Origin of the sequence: Streptomyces sp. H27-D2 (assembly GCF_035828615.1) — a bacterium.
GTDB lineage: Bacteria > Actinomycetota > Actinomycetes > Streptomycetales > Streptomycetaceae > Streptomyces.
Window position 1 is genome coordinate 19,221 of the sequence record NZ_JAYMZR010000042.1, and the last position, 18,444, is coordinate 37,664.

Consider the following 18,444-nt stretch of genomic DNA (forward strand, 5'->3'; position numbering starts at 1 on the left):
GACGGACTTCTCCGGATTTCTGATGAAGCCTCAACAATCCCGTCGGTGCGCGCAGTCGATAAATCTACCCGCACGTAGGAAGTGGATTGGGCATTTATGACGGGTAGACACCAGTTACGGGCCGCCCGACGTGCTGCCGTCCGGGAGGTGACGGTTCCCGTACGGCAGCTGCGCAGCCGGCGTAATGGGCGACGCCGGCTCAGGGGAGGCGGTCTCCCACGCATGTGGTGGCAAGCGTGGGAGCACCGCCCTCCGGCCCGTCAGCGGCGCCGGTGTTCCCGATCGCGATCGTTCGGCACGGCGGCCCCCCGGCTCCCGGACGGCCGCCGCGGGACGGCTATTCGACCGTGACGGACTTCGCGAGGTTGCGCGGCTTGTCGATGTCGCGGCCCAGGGCCAGCGCCGAGTGGTAGGCGAGCAGTTGCAGCGGGATGCCCATCAGGATCGGGTCGAGCTCGACCTCGTTCTTCGGCACCAGCAGCGTGTGGTCGGCCTTCTCCTGCACCTGGTGCGCGACGGCGAGGATGCGGCCGCTGCGGGCCTTGATCTCCTCCAGCGTCGCGCGGTTCTTGTCCAGCAGGTCGTCGTCCGGCACGATCGCGACGGTCGGCACGTCGGGCTCGATCAGCGCGAGCGGCCCGTGCTTGAGCTCCGAGGCGGGGTACGCCTCCGCGTGCACGTAGCTGACCTCCTTGAGCTTCAAGGACGCCTCGCGGGCCACCGGGTAGCCGCGCACCCGGCCGACGAACATCATGCTCTTGGCGTTCGCGTACTCGGCGGCCAGCTTGGCGATCTCGTCCTCGCCGCGCAGCACCTCGGCGATCTGCGCGGGCAGCTTGCGCAGCCCGGCGATGATGCGCTTGCCGTCGGCCACCGACAGGTCGCGGATGCGGCCCAGGTGCAGGGCGAGCAGCGCGAAGGCGACAGCGGTGTTGGTGAAGCACTTGGTCGACACGACGCAGACCTCGGGGCCCGCGTGCACGTACACGCCGCCGTCCGTGGCGCGCGCGATGGCGCTGCCGACGACGTTCACCACGCCCAGCACGCGAGCGCCCTTGCGCTTCAGCTCCTGAACGGCCGCGAGCGTGTCGTAGGTCTCGCCGGACTGGCTGACGACGATGTACAGGGTCTCCGGGTCCACCACCGGGTTGCGGTAGCGGAACTCGCTCGCGGGCTCCGCGTCGGCGGGGATGCGGGCCAGCTCCTCGATGAGCTGCGCGCCGATCTGGCCCGCGTGATAGGCCGAGCCGCAGCCGAGGATCTTGACCCGGCGCACCCCGCGCGCCTCGCGGGCGTCGAGGTTGAGCCCGCCCAGGTGCACGGTCGCGAACCGGTCGTCGATGCGCCCGCGCAGCACGCGGTCCACGGCGTCCGCCTGCTCGCAGATCTCCTTGTGCATGTACGTGTCGTGGCCGCCCATGTCGTACGACTCGGCCGCCCACTCCACGGTGGTCGGCGAGGCGGAGGTGCGGCTGCCCTCGGTGGTGTACGTGCGGTAGTCGTCGGCCTTCAGCGTCGCCATCTCGCCGTCGTCCAGGGTGACGACCTGGCGGGTGTGGCTGACCAGGGCGGCGACGTCCGAGGCGATGAACATCTCGTGCTCGCCGATGCCCAGCACCACGGGGGAGCCGTTACGGGCGGCGACGATGCGGTCGGGGAAGTCGGCGTGCAGCACGGCGATGCCGTAGGTGCCCTCGACGCCGGTCAGCGCTTGGCGGACCTTCGCCTCCAGGGTGTCGGCCGTCGAGCGTCCGATGAGGTGGGCGAGCACCTCGGAGTCGGTCTCGGAGGCGAACTCGACGCCGTCGGCCTCCAGTTTGGCGCGCAGCTCCGAGGCGTTGTCGATGATGCCGTTGTGGACGATCGCGACCTTGCCGTCCGCGTCCAGGTGCGGGTGCGCGTTCTCGTCGTTGGGGGCGCCGTGGGTGGCCCAGCGGGTGTGCGCGATGCCGGTGGTGCCCGCGAAGCGCTTCGGCAGCCGGGCCTCCAGGTCACGGACCCGGCCCTTGGCCTTGGCGATCTTCAGGCCGCCCGACTTGCCGCCGGCGTGCAGCGCGATGCCGGCCGAGTCGTAGCCGCGGTACTCCAGCCGCTGCAAGCCCTCCAGCAGCAGTGGCGCGACATCCCGCTTGCCGATGTATCCAACGATTCCGCACATGTCTGAGGCCCTCCCGGGCGGTAGTCGTTCAGTGCTCAGTCGTTCAGTCGTTCAGTCGTTCAGTGCTCAGGCGTGGACGAGGTGCCCGGCGGGCCTGGGGTCCGGCGCGGGCGGTGTGCTCAGCCGTAGACGACGCGGCGCAGTTGCCGCAGCGAGAGATCCGGCGGCGCCACCGCGCGGTGCGGCAGCTCGGCCGCGATCCGCTCGAAGATGTCCGCGTTGACCAGCCCGCCGGACTGGAGCTCGCGGTGGCGGCGGCGGATGAACTCCTCGGTCGTCTCGTCGAAGTACGCCAGCACGTCCAGCACCACCCGGGCGGCCTCGCCGCGCTGCAGCGGCGTGCTGCGCATCAGATGGTCGATGAGGTCCTCATGGGACGAGCGGCGATCGGGCACCCGTCGATATTGCGGCGAGCGCGGGGTTTTTTGCAAGAATCCTGCCCGATATCGGGCAGGATTCGGCCGGAAGGGGCCTGTCTGCGTCTTCGGCGAGGGATGCGGCGAGTCCCGGCAGGGATAACAGTGGTCTACACCTTGACGGCCCTTGGGGCGCACGGTACTCAAGGTAAGCATTCGGTCGCTCCATGCCATGTGTCGCTCCATGCCGGCTCTGGTCATGTCTCGCACGAAGCACGCCGAAGGGAAGTTACGTGAAACGACGCAGACTCCTCTGTTCCCTGCTGCTGGTCTCGGCAGCGGGCCTCAGCACCGTCGCCGCCGCGCCCGCCGAGGAGGTTCCGGCCGACGACGCCGCCGCCTCCCACGCCGCGCCCGGCATCCGGCCGGCCGCCCCCGGCCCGCTCGGCCGGGTGGTGCCCGCACCGGCCTCGGTGAAGCCCGGCGGCAGCTCGTACACGATCAGCGGCAGCACCCCGATCCGGATCTCCGGCGACTCCGGCCGGGCCCGCGGCGTCGGCGACTACCTGGCGGGCCTGCTGCGCCCCGCCACCGGCTACGACCTGCCGGTGACCACCCGGGCCGGCGACGACGGCATCCTGCTCAAGCTCGGCGGGCAGCGCGCGCTCGGCGCCGAGGGATACCAGCTCGCCGTGCGCCGCGGCTCCGTCTCGATCACCGCGAACAAACCCGCCGGGCTCTTCCACGGCGTGCAGACGCTGCGCCAGCTGCTGCCCGCCTCGATAGAGCGGGAGAGCCGCCAACGCGGGCCCTGGACGCTGCCCGGCGGTTCGATAGCGGACTCGCCGCGCTACGGCTACCGCGGCGCGATGCTCGACGTCTCACGGCACTTCTTCAGCGTCGCCAAGGTCAAGCGCTATATCGACCAGCTCGCGCTGTACAAGGTCAACAAGCTGCACCTGCACCTCTCGGACGACCAGGGCTGGCGTATCGCCATCGACTCCTGGCCCCGGCTGACGACGTACGGCGGCAGCACCCAGGTCGGCGGCGGGCACGGCGGCTACTACACCAAGGGCGACTACCGGGAGATCCTGCGGTACGCCGCCGACCGCTATCTGGAGGTCGTGCCCGAGATCGACATGCCGGGCCACACCAACGCGGCGCTGGCCTCGTACGCCCAGCTGAACTGCGACGGGATCGCGCCGCCCCTCTACACCGGCACCGAGGTCGGCTTCAGCTCGTTCTGTGTGCCGAAGGCGATCACCTACGACTTCGTGGACGACGTGATCCGCGAACTGGCCGCCATGACGCCCGGCAAATATCTGCACATCGGCGGCGACGAGGCGCACTCGACCAGCCATGCGGACTACGTGAAGTTCATGGACCGGGTGCAGCCCGTGGTCGCGAAGTACGGCAAGACCGCGATCGGCTGGCACCAGCTGACCGGCGCCCACCCGGCCAAGGGCACGGTCGCGCAGTACTGGGGCCTGAACGGCAAGGAGAAGGAGGTCGCGGACGCGGCCAAGGCGGGCACCCCGCTGATCCTCTCGCCCGCCAACCGCGCGTACCTCGACATGAAATACACCAAGGACACCCCGCTGGGGCTGGACTGGGCGGGCCTGGTCGAGGTCAAGCAGTCGTACGACTGGAACCCGGCCGCCTACATCGAGGGCGCGCCCGCCTCCGCGGTGCTCGGCGTCGAGGCGCCGCTGTGGTCGGAGACCCTCTCGACCAGCGCCCACATCGAGTTCATGGCCTTCCCGCGGCTCCCGGGCATCGCGGAACTGGGCTGGTCGCCGCAGTCGACGCACGACTGGGATGCCTACAAGGTACGGCTCGCGACGCAGGGGCCGCGGTGGGATGCGATGGGCATGGACTACTACCGCTCGCCGCAGGTGCCTTGGCCGGCTGAGTAGCCGGCGTCGGGCGGGTCGGGTCTGTTGCGGTGACCGGCAGGGTTCTTTCCCCCCGGGGGAGACGCCCACCGGGGTTGCGCGCCCTTCGGGCTGCGCTGTCCTCAATCGCTGGGGGAGGGCTGAATTTTCAGCCCGTCCGGCGATTGAGGACACCCCCGTCCAGGGGCTGAGGACACCCGTCCACCTAGCTGTGGGCACACCCTCCACCGGGCCGGTGCCCCGGTCACGCCAGTGCGACCCGCACTAGAGCCCCAGCTCTCGTGCGATAAGCATCCGCTGCACCTCACTCGTGCCCTCGCCGATTTCGAGGATCTTGGAGTCCCGCCACATGCGGGCGACCGGGTACTCGTTCATGAAGCCGTAGCCGCCGTGGATCTGGGTGGCCTCGCGGGCGTTGTCCACCGCGATCGTGGATGAGTAGAGCTTCGCGAGCGCCGCCTGCTTCTTGAACGGCTCGCCGAGGACCAGCCGGGAGGCCGCGTCGCGCCAGGAGACGCGGGCGGTGTGGGCGCGCATCTCCATGTCGGCGATCTTGAACTGGATCGCCTGGTTGTCGCCGATCGGCCTGCCGAACGCCTTCCGGGTCTTCGCGTACGACAGGGACTCGTCGACGCAGCCCTGGGCGAGGCCGGTGGCCAGGGCGGAGATGGCCACCCGGCCCTCGTCGAGAATGCGCAGGAACTGGGCGTAGCCGCGGCCCTCCTCGCCGAGCAGGTTGGCGGCGGGCACCCGGCAGTCGGCGAAGGACAGCTCGCGGGTGTCCGAGGAGTTCCATCCGACCTTGGAGTACGGGGCGGCGACGGTGAAGCCGGGGGCGCCGGACGGCACGATGATCGTGGAGATCTTCGGGCGGCCGTCGGGCTTGCGGCCGGTGACGGCGGTGACGGTGACCAGGCCGGTGATGTCCGTGCCGGAGTTGGTGATGAAGCACTTGGAGCCGTTGATCACCCACTCGTCCGTCGCCTCGTCCAGCCGGGCGGTGGTGCGGGTGCCGCCGGCGTCCGAGCCGCACTCGGGCTCGGTCAGGCCGAACGCGCCGAGCACCTCGCCCGCGCACATCCGGGGCAGCCACTCGCGCTTCTGCTCCTCGGTGCCGAAGCGGAAGATCGGCATCGCGCCGAGCGAGACGCCCGCTTCGAGGGTGATCGCGACCGAGGAGTCCACCCGCGCGAGCTCTTCGAGGACCAGGCCGAGCGCGAGATAGTCGCCGCCCATGCCGCCGTACTCCTCGGGGAAGGGCAGCCCGAAGAGGCCCATCCGGCCCATCTCGGAGACGATCTCGTAGGGGAACTCGTGGCGCTCGTAGAGGTCGCCGATCTTGGGGGCGATGACGTCGTGGGCGAACTCCTGCACCGTGCGGCGGAGTTCCTCGTGCTCGGGGGACAGGCGGTGGTCGAGCGGCATGACTAGGACTCCTCGTGGGACAGCGCGCGTACGGTGCGGGAGGGGCTGGGGCGGCCCAGCCGGCCGGCCATCCAGACGCTGGTGGCGGTGAGCAGGCCGAGGTCGACTCCGGTCTCGATGCCGAGGCCATGGAGCATCCACACCAGGTCCTCGGTGGCGAGGTTGCCGGTGGCGCTCTTCGCGTACGGGCAGCCGCCGAGGCCGCCCGCGGAGGAGTCGACCGTGCGGATGCCGTGCTGGAGCGCGGCCAGGGTGTTGGACAGGGCCTGGCCGTAGGTGTCGTGGAAGTGCACGGCGAGCCGGTCGGCTCCGATGCCCGCCTCCCCGAGCGCGGTCAGCAGCGTGCCGACCTGGCCGGGGGTGGCGACGCCGATGGTGTCGCCGAGGCTCAGCTCGTCGCAGCCCAGGTCGATCAGCGCCCGGCAGACTCTGACCACCTGCGGGATGGGGACGGGCCCCTCCCACGGGTCGCCGAAGCACATGGACAGATAGCCGCGCACCGGGACGTTCGCGGCGGCGGCCTTGCCGACGACCGGCGCGAACATGGCGAGCGCCTCGTCCACGGTCCGGTTGAGGTTGGCCTTGGCGAAGGATTCGGTGGCGCTGCCGAAGACGGCGATCTCGCGCACGCCGAGCGCGAGCGCCCGGTCGAGACCGCGCTCGTTGGGCACCAGCACGGGCAGCCGTACGTCGAGGTCGGCGAGCAGCGGCATCAGCGCTTCGGCGTCGGCGAGCTGGGGCACCCATTTGGGGTGCACGAAGCTGGTCGCCTCGATCGTGCCGAGCCCGGCGGCGGCGAGCCGGTGGATGAACTCGGCCTTCACCTCGACCGGCACGACCGTCTTCTCGTTCTGCAGCCCGTCGCGGGCGCCCACCTCATGGATGCGCACGCGCGCGGGCAGACCGGGGGCCGGGACGGCCATCGGCAGGTTCAGGTCCAGCGGGCTGTCGGTCATGCGTCCTCCCGGGGGACGGCGGGGACGGCGGCTGCGGTGTCGGCGGGCGCGGTGTCGGCGGGCGCGACGGCGGGTGTGACGACGGCGAGCACCTGGTCCATGGCGACCGTGCTGCCGGGGGAGACGTCCAGCTCGGTGACGGTGCCGTCGTGCGGGGCGGCGATGACATGCTCCATCTTCATCGCCTCGACGACCAGCAGGCTCTGGCCGGCCCGCACCACGTCGCCGACAGCCGCCTTGACGACGGTGACCGTGCCGGGCATCGGCGCGGTGAGCGCGTCCACGCCGCCGGCCGCGCCCGCGCCGCGCAGCGCGGCCTCCACCGGGTCGTGATCCTGTACATGCCAGGTGTCGCCGTCCAGGCCGAGCCAGTGGCCCGCGCCGTCGGGGGCGTGGGTGAAGGGGTGCGTCACGCCCTCCCACTCCAGCAGGACGGTCCGGACGCCGCTCGCGTCGGCCGCCGGGCTCCCGGTCGCTCTCGCGCCGCCGGTGAGCGAGAGCCGGGCCGGTACCGCCTCGGCGTCGCCGATGCGGACCTCCGCGCCCTGGCCGCCGGTCGCCCGGCCGCGCACCCGTACCGTCACCGGCTCCTGGCCGGGCACCCGTACGTGGTGCACGCTCCAGGCGGCCTCGCCGCCGAGCCGCCAGCCGTCCGCCGCGGCGAAGGGGTCGGCCCAGCCGGCGGGCCCCGAGCGGGGCGCGGCACGGGCGGCGGACGCCGGGGCCTGCCCGCCGGCGGGCTGCAGCGCGGCCTGGCGCAGCAGCGCGGCGGTCGCGTATACGGCGGGCGGGACGGCGGCCGGGATCAGGGTGTGCGCGTCGCGGTCGACCAGGCCTGTGTCCAGCTCGCCGGAGACGACGGCCGGGTGGGCGAGCAGGCGGCGCAGGAAGCCGGTGTTGGTGTCCACGCCCAGGACGGTGTTCTCGGCGAGCGCGGCGCGCAGCCGGCGCAGCGCGGTCGCGCGGTCGGGGCCGTAGGCGATCACCTTGGCGAGCATCGGGTCGTAGGTCGTCCCGACCTCGGTGCCCTCGGCGAGGCCCGAGTCGACGCGGACGCCGGCGCCCGAAGGTTCGCGCAGCGCGCGCACCGTGCCGGCGGAGGGCAGGAAGTCGACGTGGTCGCCGGCCGCGCGGGCGGTCTCGGCGCAGATACGGGCCTCCACGGCGTGGCCGGTGAGGGTGATGTCGGCCTGGGCGTACGGGAGCGGCTCGCCCGCGGCGACCCTGAGCTGCCACTCGACCAGGTCCAGGCCGGTGATCAGCTCGGTGACCGGGTGCTCGACCTGGAGGCGGGTGTTCATCTCCATGAAGTAGTACGCGGCCGGGTCGTTGCCCGGGACGATGAACTCCACGGTGCCCGCGCCGGTGTAGCCGCAGGCGCGGGCGGCCTGCACCGCGGCCTCGCCCATCGAGGCGCGGGTGGCCTCGTCGAGCAGCGGGGAGGGCGCCTCCTCGATGATCTTCTGGTGGCGGCGCTGGAGCGAGCACTCGCGCTCGCCGAGGTGCACGACGTGGCCGTGGCCGTCGGCGAGCACCTGGATCTCGATGTGCCGGGGGCGGTCGATCCAGCGCTCGACGAGCAGGGTGTCGTCGCCGAAGGAGCCGCGCGCCTCGCGCCGGGCGGCGGCGATCTCCTCGGCGAGCAGCGCGGTGTCGTGCACCAGCCGCATGCCCTTGCCGCCGCCGCCGGCGGACGGCTTGAGCAGCACGGGCGTACCGATCTCCTCGGCCGCGGCGATGAGTTGGGCGTCGGTGAGCCCGCTGCCGGAGGAGCCAGGCACCACCGGGACGCCGGCGGCCCGCACCCGCTCCTTGGCGCGGATCTTGTCGCCCATCAGCTCGATCGCCCCGGCGGGCGGGCCGATGAAGGCGAGGCCGGCCGCCGCGCAGGCGCGGGCGAAGCCGGCGTTCTCGGCGAGGAAGCCGTAGCCGGGGTGCACGGCCTGCGCGCCGGTGCGGGCGGCGGCCTCCAGCAGCCGGTCGATGGAGAGGTAGCTCTCGGCGGCGGCGGCCGGGCCGATGCGCACGGCGGTGTCCGCCTCCCGGACATGGCGGGCGTCGGCGTCCGCGTCGCTGAACACGGCGACGGAGCGCACGCCCAGCTCGCGCAGGGTGCGGATGACCCGGACCGCGATCTCGCCCCGGTTGGCGACGAGCACTGTGTCGAACATCGTCACGTCTTTCAAGGTCACGCTTCCCACGGTCGCAGCTCTCAAGGTCCCGGCTCCCACGGTCGCGGCTCGCGAAGTGATGTCATGCACGGTCACGTCTCGCCCGCCCGCGTCCGGCTCGGGCACGTCTCGCTCGGTCACGTCTGGCTCGGTCACGGCGCCGCTCACATCCGGAAGACGCCGTAGCCGGGCGCCGCCGGATCCTTGTGGGGCAACGGCGCGTTGGCGCACGCGGTGAGCGCGAGGCCCAGCACCGTGCGCGTCTCCATCGGGTCGATGACGCCGTCGTCCCACAGCCGCGCCGTCGCGTAGTAGGCGTTGCCCTGGGATTCGTACTGCTCGCGGATGGGGGCCCGGAAGGCGTCCTCGTCGGCGCTGCTCCACTGCTCGCCGCGGCCCTCCGACTGGTCGCGTTTGACGGTCGCCAGCACCGCCGCCGCCTGCTCGCCGCCCATCACGGAGATCTTGGCGTTCGGCCACATCCACAGGAAGCGCGGTGAGTACGCCCGGCCGCACATCGAGTAGTTGCCCGCGCCGTACGACCCGCCGATGACCACGGTCAGTTTCGGCACCCGCGCGCAGGCCACCGCGGTGACCATCTTCGCGCCGTGCTTGGCGATGCCGCCGGCCTCGTATTTCTGGCCGACCATGAAGCCGGAGATGTTCTGCAGGAAGAGCAGCGGGATGCCGCGCTGGTCGCACAGCTCGATGAAGTGCGCGCCCTTCTGGGCGGATTCGGAGAACAGGATGCCGTTGTTGGCGATGATGCCGACCGGGTGGCCGTGGATCCGGGCGAAGCCGGTGACCAGCGTCTGGCCGAACTCGGCCTTGAACTCGGCGAAGTGCGAGCCGTCGACGACCCGCGAGATGACCTCGCGCACGTCGTAGGGAGTCCGGGAGTCGACCGGGACCGCCCCGTACAGCCCGGCGGGGTCGGCCGCGGGCTCCTCGACGGGCTCGACGGACCAGGGGAGTTCGCCGCGGTCGCCGAGGGTGGAGACGATGGTGCGCACGATCCGCAGGGCGTGCGCGTCGTCCTCGGCGAGGTGGTCGGTGACGCCGGAGACGCGGGAGTGCACATCGCCGCCGCCCAGCTCCTCGGCGGTGACGACCTCGCCCGTGGCGGCCTTCACCAGCGGCGGGCCGCCGAGGAAGATCGTGCCCTGCTCGCGGACGATGACGGCTTCGTCGCTCATCGCCGGGACGTACGCGCCGCCCGCCGTGCAGGACCCGAGCACGGCCGCGATCTGCGGAATCCCGGCGCCGGACATCCGGGCCTGGTTGTAGAAGATCCGCCCGAAGTGCTCGCGGTCGGGGAAGACCTCGTCCTGCATCGGCAGAAAGGCGCCGCCGGAGTCCACCAGATACAGGCAGGGGAGCCGGTTCTCCAGGGCGATCTCCTGGGCGCGCAGGTGCTTCTTGACGGTCATCGGGTAGTACGTGCCGCCCTTGACGGTGGCGTCGTTGGCGACGATCACCACTTCGCGGCCGGAGACCCGCCCGATGCCGGTGATCACACCGGCCGCGGGGGCCTGCCCGCCGTACATCCCCTCGGCGGCGAGCGGCGACAGCTCCAGGAAGGGCGAACCCGGGTCCAGCAGCGCGTCCACCCGGTCACGGGGGAGCAGTTTGCCGCGGCCTGTGTGCCGCACGCGGGCCTTCTCGCCGCCGCCGAGCCGGGCCGCGGCGAGCTTCTCGCGCAGAGCCGCCGTCAGCTCGCGGTGCGCGGCCTCGTTAGCCTGCCGGGCGTCGCCTGCCTGGTCGCCCTCCGGCCCCGGCGCGGGGCCGCTCCCGGCGCTCGCCGCGCTCGCCAGCGCTGCTGCCTGCTCCATGCGGGTCGCACCCCCTTGCTCGATGTGCTCGATGCCACTTCGTAACGCCCGGTCGCCGCTCAGCGCCGCTGCATGCCGCCCCACGCCGCTCGGGCGGCCCATGAGCCGGCGCGCAAGCCGGTTAATGAGCGTTAACGTCCTGCGTTCAGGTTAACGACCACTAACGCGGTTGTCTAGAATCAATTTCATGAGCCCGCAGAACGCACCGGCGCCCGCCGCGAGAGTCCCGGCCCCGACCCGTCGCGAGCAGATCCTCAAGGAGGCCGCGAGGCTCTTCGCCGAGCGCGGTTTCCACGGCGTGGGCGTCGACGAGATAGGCGCCGCGGTGGGGATCAGCGGCCCCGGCCTCTACCGCCACTTCGCGGGCAAGGACGCGATGCTCGCCGAACTGCTGGTCGGGATCAGCGGCCGGCTGCTCGCGGGCGGCAAGCGGCGGGTCGCCGAGGCGTCGGGGCCGCCGGGGGCCGTACTCGAATCGCTGATCGACGGCCATATCGACTTCGCCCTCGACGACCGGCCGCTCATCACGCTGCACGACCGCGAGCTGGACCGGCTGCGGGACAGCGACCGCAAGCTGGTGCGCCAGTTGCAGCGGCAGTACGTCGAGCTGTGGGTCGAGGTGGTCCGCGAGCTGTACCCGCGGGTCGCCGAGGCGGAGGTGCGGGCCGCCGTGCACGCCGTATTCGGGCTGCTCAACTCGACCCCGCACCTGAGCCGGCCCGGCGCGCTGCCGGGCAGGGCCGGGACCGCCGCGCTGCTGCGCCGGCTCGCGCACGGGGCGCTGAACGCGCTGTCGGAGGGCTGAGGCGGGGCCCGTCCGGCGTCCGGGGCGTGACTGCCCGACGCGCGGGACGCGGCCCGTCCGGGGCCTGAGCTGGGCCCCTTCGTCCCCTGAGCCCGAGCCGTCCGCTGCCCGAGCCCGAGCCGTCCGCCGCCCGAGCCGGACTCGGGAGCCTGGGGCAACCTCTGGACAGTTCGGCCAACCGCCGGGTAACTTCGCTGAGCAAGCGCTTAGGCGGGGGATCTCTCAGAGGAGGCGTCAGTGCGCCGTACGGTGTTCAACGAGGACCACGAGGCCTTCCGGGAGACGATCCGGGACTTCATCGCGGCCGAGGTGTCGCCCGTCTACGACGAGTGGACGGCTGCCGGGCAGGCCCCCCGCGAGTTCTACAAGAAGCTCGGCGAGCTGGGCATCTTCGGCATCGAGGTGCCCGAGGAGTTCGGCGGCGCGGGCGAGACCAGCTTCAAGTTCAACGCGGTCATCGCCGAGGAGTGCGCGCGGGCCGGCGTCAGCTTCGGCGGCAGCGGGGTGCACACCGGGCTCTGTCTTCCGTACCTGATGGAGTACGCAGACGACGAGCAGAAGAAGCGCTGGCTGCCGGCCTTCGTATCCGGCGACATGATGACCGCCATCGCCATGACCGAGCCCGGCACCGGCTCCGACCTGGCCGGCATGAAGACCACCGCGAAGCTGTCCGAGGACGGCACGCACTACGTCCTCAACGGCGCGAAGACCTTCATCACCGGCGGCGTGCTCGCCGACCGGGTGCTGGTCTGCTGCCGCACCGCCCCGCCCACCGCCGAGGACCGCCGCGGCGGCATCTCCATCCTCGTCGTGGACACCAAGAGCGCGGGCTACGCGGTCGGCCGCAAGCTGGAGAAGATCGGCCTCAAGACCTCCGACACGGCCGAGCTGTCGTTCAGCGACGTCAAGGTGCCGGTCGGGGACCTGCTCGGCGAGGAGGGCAAGGCGTTCGGCTACCTCGCGCACAACCTCCCGCAGGAGCGGCTGGGCATCGCGGTCGGCGCGTACGCCCAGGCTGCCGCGGCCGTGCGGTTCGCCACCGAGTACGTCAAGGAGCGGACCGTCTTCGGCAAGACGGTCGCCGAGTTCCAGAACACCAAGTTCGTGCTCGCCGACTGCAAGGCCGAGGTGGACGCGGCCCAGGCCGTCGTCGACCGGGCGCTGGACGCGCTCGACGCCGGCGAGCTGAGCGGCGCCGACGCGGCCTCCGCCAAGCTCTTCTGCACCGAAGTGGCCTCACGCGTCATCGACAAGTGCCTCCAGCTGCACGGCGGCTACGGCTACATGATGGAGTACCCGATCGCGCGCCTGTACGCGGACAACCGCGTCAACCGCATCTACGGCGGCACCAGCGAGGTCATGCGCTCCATCATCGCCAAGTCGATGGGTCTGTAGTCCATCGCCAGGTCGATGGGTGTGTAGAGAGTCGATGGGTCCGCAGAGGACCGCGAAAGTGAACGAAGCCCACGTATGAACGACGCGCTGCAGTCCCTCCTCGATCTGCTCGACCTCGAACGGATCGAGGAGGACATCTTCCGCGGCACCAGCCGCCCTTCCGTCGTGCCGCGCGTCTTCGGCGGCCAGGTAGCGGCACAGGCGCTGGTCGCGGCCGGCCGTACGGTGCCCGGCGACCGGACGCCGCACTCGCTGCACGCCTACTTCCTGCGCCCCGGCGACGCCGGCGCGCCGATCGTCTACACCGTGGACCGCATCCGCGACGGCCGGTCCTTCACGACCCGCCGGGTGGTCGCCGTCCAGCACGGGCAGCCGGTCTTCCACCTCTCCGCGTCCTTCCAGACGTACGAGGAGGGGCTGGAGCACCAGGAGCCGATGCCGGCCGCGCCCGACCCGCTGACGCTGCCGACCGCCGAGGAGATGCTGCCCCGCTACGCGCACCGCTTCCTCGACCCCGGCGTCGCCGAGCGGCTGCTGGAGGCGCGCGCGGCGGTCGATCTGCGCTACGTCGACGAGCCGCCGTTCGGCTCCGTCGGAGAGCCGCGCGAACCCAAGTCGCAGGTGTGGTTCCGCACCCGGGGCAAGCTGGACGGGGCCATCGACCAGCCGCTGCTGCACATCTGCCTGGTCACCTACGTCTCGGACATGACACTGCTCGACTCGGTGCTGCTCGCCCACGGGCGCGGCGGCTGGGCCACTGGGGACGTGGTCGGCGCGAGCCTGGACCACGCGATGTGGTTCCACCGGCCCTTCCGCGCCGACGAATGGCTGCTGTACGACCAGGAGAGCCCCTCCGCCTCCGGCGGCCGTGGGCTCGGCAAGGGGCGGATCTTCACCGCCGACGGGCGGCTCGCCGTCTCGGTGATCCAGGAGGGTGTGGTCCGGGTGCCGCGCTCCTAGCGGAGGCGGCAGTCGGCGGATACGGCTCTTGGGTCCGGGACGGCCTCGCGGCCGTCCCGAGCGGCGTGCGGCTCGTGTACGTGGTCCGGGCGCGGGGCGTCCGGGCGGTGCGCCGGGTTCAGGGCTGGGGCGTGAGTCCGGCGGCGGCCAGCAGGTAGGCGGTCATCGGGTCGTAGAAACGCGGGTCCACCACGTGGTCGTCCAGCGGGACGGTGACCGTGAGAGTGCCCTCCGCCTCGCCGAGGAAGAGCGCCGGGTCGTTGCTGTCCGCGTAACCGATCGAGTCGATGCCGCGCTGGCCCGCGCAGCCCGCCCAGCCGTGGTCGGCGATCACCAGGTCGGGCAGCGGCCGGCCCTCGCGGGCGAGGCCGTCCAGGATCGCGGCCATCGGCTCGGGGGAGTGGGTGTGCCACAGCGTCGCGCCCCGCTCCAGCACCGCGATGTCGCAGAACTGGAAGACGTAACCCTCGTCGGCCTGGAGACCGCTGGGGATGACGACGATCTCGCAACCCGCGGCACGCAGCGCGGAGGCGGTGCTCCGGTGCACGTCCAGCAGACCCCCCGGGTGACCGGTGGCGAACAGCACCCGCTGCTTGCCCTCGGCCGCCTTGCGCAGCACCACGGCCATCCGGTCCAGGGCGTCGACCGTCAGTTCCGGGTCGATGGTGTCCTGGCCGGCCCGGTGCTCCGGGTCGTCGACGACGCCGCAGCGCTCCGCCATGACCGCCAGCACGTCCTGCTCATCGGTCCAGCGGTCGCCCAGCTCCAGGCCCAGCCAGTAGTGGCGGTCCCCGTTCGCGAGCTTGCGGTAATGGGACAGGTTGTTGTCCCGGGGAGTGGCAACGTCGCCCGCGATGCGCGTTCGGACGAGATGGTCGATCAGTTCGGCACGGCTGGGGGCGGAGCTGAGTATCGGCATGCCGTCCATTGTGGCCCGTGACGACGCTTGCTGGACGTCGTGTCCAAATAGCGGGGGCCGCCCTTCGGAAACGTACATGTGCGGATTCCGTTGCTCTGCCTACGCTCGGGGAGGACCCCTGACCCAAAACCGCCGAGAGGCAGCAGCCGCATGAGCACCCGCGCAACACCCCGTGGCCCCGTCGACTCGTCCCGCGTCCCCCGGTACGCCGGACCCGCCACCTTCGCGCGGCTGCCGCGGCTCGACGAGGTCGGCACCGCCGATGTCGCCGTGGTCGGTGTGCCGTTCGACAGCGGCGTCTCCTACCGCCCGGGCGCCCGCTTCGGCGGCAACGCCATCCGCGAGGCGTCCCGACTGCTGCGCCCGTACAACCCGGCGCAGGACGCCTCTCCCTTCGCGCTCGCGCAGGTCGCCGACGCCGGCGACATCGCCGCGAACCCGTTCGACATCAACGAGGCCGTCGAGACGATCCAGGCCGCGGCCGACGACCTCCTCGACACCGGCGCCCGCCTGATGACCCTCGGCGGCGACCACACCATCGCGCTGCCGCTGCTGCGCTCGGTGGCCCGCAAGCACGGCCCGGTCGCGCTGCTGCACTTCGACGCGCACCTCGACACCTGGGACACCTACTTCGGGGCCGAGTACACCCACGGCACCCCGTTCCGGCGCGCCGTCGAGGAGGGCATCCTCGACACCGAGGCCCTCTCGCACGTCGGCACGCGCGGCCCGCTGTACGGCCGTAAGGACCTGGACGACGACGAGAAGATGGGCTTCGGCATCGTCACCTCGGCGGACGTCATGCGTCGCGGCGTGGACGAGGTGGCCGACCAGCTCCGCCAGCGCATCGGCGACCGTCCGCTCTACATCTCCATCGACATCGACGTCCTCGACCCGGCCCACGCCCCCGGCACGGGCACGCCCGAGGCGGGCGGCCTGACCTCCCGCGAGCTGCTGGAGATCCTGCGCGGGCTCTCCGACTGCCACCTCGTCTCGGCCGACCTGGTCGAGGTCGCCCCGGCGTACGACCACGCGGAGATCACGTCGGTGGCGGCGTCGCACACGGCGTACGAGCTGACGACGATCATGTCGCGGCAGATCGCGGCGGCGCGGAAGTAGCCTCGCGGCGGCCGGGGCCCGTGCCCGTGTCCTCAAGCGCCGGACGGGCTAAATTTAGCCCGTTGGGGGCACCCCCGGACGAAGTCTGGGGGAGATTGAGGACGCTCCGTCACTGGGCGGGCTGGTCAAACTCCACCGCCGCGAACCGCAACGCGAACCAGAGGTCCATCCGGACATCCGGATCGTGCAGGTCCGTGTCCAGCAGCGCGCCCGTACGGGCGATCCGCTGACGGACCGTATTGCGGTGCACGTCGAGCGCGACCGCCGTGCGGTCCCAACTGCCGTGCAGGGAGAGCCAGCTGCGGAGCGTCTCCAGCAGGGCGGGGTTGTCCGCGATCGGGGCGAGCCGGGCGCGGGCCAGGGCCGTCGCCTCGGCGGGGGAGACCAGGGACGCGAAGCCGCCCGGCTGCGCCGTGTCGTGGTGCCGGGCCAGCGCGTCGCGGTTCGCGGTCGCCCGGCGCAGCGCGCCCGCGGCTTCCGCGTCGGCGGCGCGCAGGTCCTCGGCGCGCGCCGGGGCGCTCACGCCCAGGGTCCACCCGACGTGAGCGGTGACCTCGCGGTCGGCGGGGACGACAGCCCGCAGTACGGGGGCGGGGTCCGGCGCGGAGGCGGGGATCGACTGCGGGCTGAGAGCCTCGCCCGGGTCCACCAGGGCGGTGCCCAGCGTCGCAGCCAGGGTCGCGGCGGCCAGCGGGTCGGTGGGGGCGGGCGCTGCACCAGCCCCGGCCCCGGATCGGGCTCCGGCTGAGCCCCCCGTCCCGGTTCCGGAGGCAGCCGTACCGCCGCCGCCCCCGGCCCCCGCCGCTCCGCCACGGCCCGCTCCGCCCCGGCGTCTCGCGTGGACGACGGTCCAGCGGGCCGCGCCCGGCTCAGCCGGTTCCTCCGGCGTCGCTCCCGGCGCGTTCTTTTCCTCAGACTTTTCCGCGGGCTTCTCCTCGGGCACGAGCGCCTCGCTCGCCCCGTTCGCCCGGGCCGGCTCCGCCGTCCTGGCAGGCCCGCCGGCCTCCCGTGTCCCGCTCCGCTCCGCGGCATCCCGTACCGGCTCCAGCAGCCGCGCCGCGTCCCCCGGGCTGCCGCCCAGCAGCAGCCGTACCAGCGCGGCCGAGCGCGCCGCGTCGCCCGCGCCCCGGTGGGGGCCGGTCAGCAGGGGCAGGAGTACGGCGGCCTGACGACGCCGGAGCGGCTGCGCGAGGACCTGGCCGCCGCGCTGGCCGCGCCGGGCCCGTCGGTGGTCGTCCTCCCGGCGCACCTGCGGATGTTCGCGCCGACCCACCTCGGCGACAGCGGACCGGCCCGGCCCGGGCTGGTCCGCAGTCCGGTCCGGCGTCCGTCCGCCGCCCGTCCGCCGTCCGACCCGGGAAGAGCCGGTGCCGGGCGGCGTACAACCTTCCACTACCACTGGTGAGTCTTCTGGGGCGCGCGTCTCGAACACCCGCGCCACCCGCGCCACCCACACGTCCGACCTGGAGACAGAGCCTCATGAAGCAACGCCGAGTCAGCCGCGCCCGCCAAGTCCTGCGAATACCCGGCCCCCGGCGCGCGCTGTCCGCCGCCGTCGCCGCAGGTGTGCTCCTGCCGCTCCTCGCCGGAGCCGGCGCCGGTCCCGCCGAGGCCGCGACGCCGAGGACGGTCTGCACGTCGGCCAAGCCGGAACTCGCGGTCAAACTGGCCAAGGACATCACCACGGCGCTGCGCGGCCGGCCCGCGACGACGGCCGTATCCCTCTACGACCGCAAGACGAAAACGAGTTGCACGCTGCGGGCGACGCAGAAGTTCGACTCCGCGAGCGTGGTCAAGGCCACCGTCCTAGCGACCCTGCTGTGGCACGTGAAGCGGTCCGGCCGGCACCTGACGACGCAGGAAGCGTCGCTGGCCAAGGCCATGATCACCAAGTCGGACAACGCGGCGACCAGCAAGCTGTGGAGACAGCTCGGCGTCACCCGCATCAAGAAGTTCCTGACCCTCGCCGGGATGACGCAGACGGTGCCGGGCCGGGACGGCTACTGGGGGCTGACCCGGATCACCGCCCGCGACGAGCAGAAGCTCCTCAAGCTGCTGACCTCGGAGAACACCGTCCTCAGCAAGAAGGCGCGCGCCTACGCCCTCGACCTGATGCACCGCGTCGTCACCTCCCAGCGCTGGGGCACCCCGGCCGGCGCGCCCCGCTCCGCGACCTTCCACGTCAAGAACGGCTGGCTCTCGCGCTCCACGCACGGCTGGCGCGTGCACAGCATCGGCGCGTTCACCGGCCACGGCCACGATTACGGGATCACCGTCCTCACCCAGGACAACCGGACGATGAACGCGGGCGTCGCGACCATCCAGGCCGTCGCCCGAGCCGTCCACCGCGACCTCAACCCGGCGGCGGCGAGCGCTCGCGCGGCGTATGTGCCGACAAGCAACCCGAGCGAGGCGACTCCGGCACTGCCGGCGGGCGTGCGGTAGTGCCGTGACCG

Annotated in this window: 13 protein-coding genes and 2 pseudogenes; 7 read left to right on the plus strand and 8 right to left on the minus strand. The window is 72.3% G+C overall.

Features of this window, described 5'->3' with window-relative positions; all coding sequences use genetic code 11:
* Positions 1 to 337: 337 nt before the first annotated feature.
* Together glmS and QMK28_RS17685 are read right to left on the minus strand one after the other, a co-directional pair.
* Positions 338 to 2,158 (minus strand): glutamine--fructose-6-phosphate transaminase (isomerizing), encoded by a 1,821-nt coding sequence (glmS, locus tag QMK28_RS17680; RefSeq protein ID WP_326438989.1) that lies wholly within the window; start codon positions 2,156 to 2,158, stop codon positions 338 to 340.
* 119 nt (positions 2,159 to 2,277) lie between these two features.
* On the minus strand, positions 2,278 to 2,553 hold the full coding sequence (locus QMK28_RS17685) for a hypothetical protein (protein WP_326438991.1): 276 nt from the start codon (positions 2,551 to 2,553) through the stop codon (positions 2,278 to 2,280).
* A 254-nt stretch (positions 2,554 to 2,807) separates the two neighbouring features.
* Here QMK28_RS17685 and QMK28_RS17690 point away from each other — a divergent pair, with 254 nt between their 5' ends.
* Positions 2,808 to 4,430 carry a beta-N-acetylhexosaminidase gene (locus tag QMK28_RS17690; RefSeq protein WP_326438993.1) on the plus strand — a complete coding sequence of 541 codons (1,623 nt, stop codon included), beginning with the start codon at positions 2,808 to 2,810 and terminating at the stop codon, positions 4,428 to 4,430.
* A 243-nt stretch (positions 4,431 to 4,673) separates the two neighbouring features.
* On the opposite strand, the gene QMK28_RS17695 is transcribed toward QMK28_RS17690, so the two are convergent.
* From QMK28_RS17695 to QMK28_RS17710, 4 genes are all read right to left on the minus strand, one after another.
* On the minus strand, positions 4,674 to 5,834 hold the full coding sequence (locus tag QMK28_RS17695; RefSeq protein WP_326438995.1) for an acyl-CoA dehydrogenase family protein: 1,161 nt from the start codon (positions 5,832 to 5,834) through the stop codon (positions 4,674 to 4,676).
* Positions 5,835 to 5,836: 2 nt separating this feature from the next.
* Complete coding sequence (locus QMK28_RS17700; RefSeq protein WP_326438997.1) at positions 5,837 to 6,790, minus strand: hydroxymethylglutaryl-CoA lyase; 954 nt, start codon at positions 6,788 to 6,790, stop codon at positions 5,837 to 5,839.
* Complete coding sequence (locus QMK28_RS17705) at positions 6,787 to 8,961, minus strand: acetyl/propionyl/methylcrotonyl-CoA carboxylase subunit alpha (protein ID WP_326439046.1); 2,175 nt, start codon at positions 8,959 to 8,961, stop codon at positions 6,787 to 6,789. The genes QMK28_RS17700 and QMK28_RS17705 overlap by 4 nt, the downstream gene beginning before the upstream one ends.
* A 164-nt stretch (positions 8,962 to 9,125) precedes the next feature.
* Positions 9,126 to 10,793, minus strand: a complete 1,668-nt coding sequence (locus QMK28_RS17710; RefSeq protein ID WP_326439000.1) for a carboxyl transferase domain-containing protein — start codon at positions 10,791 to 10,793, stop codon at positions 9,126 to 9,128.
* 187 nt (positions 10,794 to 10,980) lie between these two features.
* On the opposite strand from QMK28_RS17710, the gene QMK28_RS17715 reads away from it, so the two are divergent.
* The 3 genes from QMK28_RS17715 (at position 10,981) to QMK28_RS17725 (ending at position 13,953) form a co-directional block, all read left to right on the plus strand.
* A complete protein-coding gene (locus QMK28_RS17715; protein WP_326439002.1) occupies positions 10,981 to 11,598 on the plus strand; it encodes an SACE_7040 family transcriptional regulator in 618 nt (205 codons plus the stop codon).
* A 237-nt stretch (positions 11,599 to 11,835) separates the two neighbouring features.
* On the plus strand, positions 11,836 to 12,993 hold the full coding sequence (locus tag QMK28_RS17720) for an acyl-CoA dehydrogenase family protein (protein WP_326439004.1): 1,158 nt from the start codon (positions 11,836 to 11,838) through the stop codon (positions 12,991 to 12,993).
* A gap of 75 nt (positions 12,994 to 13,068) precedes the next feature.
* Positions 13,069 to 13,953, plus strand: coding sequence for an acyl-CoA thioesterase (locus QMK28_RS17725; protein ID WP_326439006.1), 885 nt, complete (start codon positions 13,069 to 13,071; stop codon positions 13,951 to 13,953).
* 118 nt (positions 13,954 to 14,071) lie between these two features.
* On the opposite strand, the gene QMK28_RS17730 is transcribed toward QMK28_RS17725, so the two are convergent.
* The gene (locus QMK28_RS17730) at positions 14,072 to 14,881 is read right to left on the minus strand and encodes a phosphatase (RefSeq protein WP_443050755.1); all 810 of its coding nucleotides are present in this window, start codon (positions 14,879 to 14,881) and stop codon (positions 14,072 to 14,074) included.
* Positions 14,882 to 15,022: 141 nt separating this feature from the next.
* On the opposite strand from QMK28_RS17730, the gene speB reads away from it, so the two are divergent.
* Positions 15,023 to 15,988, plus strand: coding sequence for an agmatinase (gene speB, locus QMK28_RS17735; RefSeq protein WP_326439010.1), 966 nt, complete (start codon positions 15,023 to 15,025; stop codon positions 15,986 to 15,988).
* A 109-nt stretch (positions 15,989 to 16,097) separates the two neighbouring features.
* On the opposite strand, the pseudogene QMK28_RS34310 reads toward speB, so the two are convergent.
* Positions 16,098 to 16,700 (minus strand): annotated as a pseudogene (locus QMK28_RS34310) (helix-turn-helix domain-containing protein); the annotation flags it as partial.
* A 456-nt stretch (positions 16,701 to 17,156) separates the two neighbouring features.
* Between QMK28_RS34310 and QMK28_RS17745 the strand changes: the two are divergent.
* Both QMK28_RS17745 and QMK28_RS17750 read left to right on the plus strand, forming a co-directional pair.
* Positions 17,157 to 17,267 (plus strand): annotated as a pseudogene (locus tag QMK28_RS17745) (thiamine pyrophosphate-dependent enzyme); the annotation flags it as partial.
* A gap of 200 nt (positions 17,268 to 17,467) precedes the next feature.
* Entirely contained in the window at positions 17,468 to 18,433 is a 966-nt protein-coding gene (locus QMK28_RS17750; protein ID WP_326439012.1) for a serine hydrolase, read from the plus strand.
* Positions 18,434 to 18,444 lie beyond the last annotated feature (11 nt).